The 1,161-nt window shown below is 71.1% G+C and carries 2 protein-coding genes; both read left to right on the top strand.

The window, feature by feature from the left end:
• Window positions 1-157: 157 nt before the first annotated feature.
• Complete coding sequence (locus E1258_RS32755) at window positions 158-508, top strand: TcmI family type II polyketide cyclase (protein ID WP_132407864.1); 351 nt, start codon at window positions 158-160, stop codon at window positions 506-508.
• A gap of 16 nt (window positions 509-524) precedes the next feature.
• On the top strand, window positions 525-1,161 hold a 637-nt coding region (locus E1258_RS32750), incomplete at its 3' end, for an NAD(P)/FAD-dependent oxidoreductase (protein WP_165949969.1).

The raw sequence follows: 1,161 nt of genomic DNA, 5'->3' as shown, positions 1-1,161 counted from the left end.
GGCCCACAGTGACCCGGCCCCCGTGCCGGCCGGGCGCGTCACCACCACCACACCCACGGTGACGGCAACGTGACAGAGTGGTCGGCATAGTGGCCGGCAGAACGGTGCCGTGGTCGCCCGACCTTGATCCAGGAGCACCGCCTGCGGGAGGGGTCCCATGAGTCGTCTACTGATCGTCAGCCGGATCATCCCCGGCGCAGAAGGACGTGTGGCGCAGATCTTCGCCGAGTCCGACGCGACGGAACTGCCGGGCCTCACCGGCGTCCGGCACCGCTCCCTGTACTGCCTGCACGACCTGTGCGTACACCTGATGGAGACCGCCGACGTCGACGCCGACGCCCTCGCCGCGGCCCGCAACCACCCGCTCTACCTCCAGGTCAACGAGCGGCTCTCCGCGCACACCTCGCCGTACCTGCCGACCTGGCGCTCACCGCGCGACGCGATCGCCGGCTGCTTCTACAGCTGGGACGCCACCCCGTCGGTCAGCACCACCCGCACAGCCGGCTGAGCCGAAAGTCGGACGCATGCCCACCGACGCACCGCACGTACTGATCATCGGGGCCGGCACCGGCGGTCTCTGCCTGGCCCACGGACTGCGCCGGGCCGGCATCAGTGTCTCCGTCTACGAACGGCACGCCACCCGCATCGACGGGCTGCTCGGTTACCGGGTCGGCATCGGACCAACCGGCAGCAAGGCGCTGCGGGAGTGCCTCCCGCCGGAGCTGTTCGACATCTTCGTCGCCACCTGCGCCCGCTCCCCCCGCTACTTCAACGTGGTCACCGAGCGGCTGCGCCAGACCGCGTCGTTCCCACTGCGCCCGGACACCGACGAGGTCGGCACCGAACGCTCGGTCGCCCGGATGACCCTGCGCCAGGTCCTGCTCACCGGCCTGGAGGACGCCGTCGAGTTCGACAAGACGTTCACCCGCTACCAGCAACGCGACGACGGCACGGTCACCGCGCTCTTCGCCGACGGCACCACCGCCACCGGCGACCTGCTGGTCGCCGCCGACGGCACGCACTCCGCGGTCCGCCGCCAGTACCTGCCACACGCGGTGATCCGGGACGCCGGGACCATCAACATCGCCACCCGTATCCCGCTGACCGAGCACACCCGGGGGCTGCTGCCCGACCGCGTCGCGCAGGGCATCTCGCTGGTCT

It is taken from the genome of Micromonospora sp. KC207 (assembly GCF_004348615.1).
Taxonomy (GTDB): domain Bacteria; phylum Actinomycetota; class Actinomycetes; order Mycobacteriales; family Micromonosporaceae; genus Micromonospora.
Note: the sequence above shows the minus strand (reverse complement) of the source record. Positions and strands in the feature narration are given on the sequence as shown.

Bases quoted from the DNA above. Each gene is read 5' to 3' on its own strand.
- E1258_RS32755 (WP_132407864.1), top strand. From the start codon at position 158: ATGAGTCGTCTACTGATCGTCAGCCGGATCATCCCCGGCGCAGAAGGA.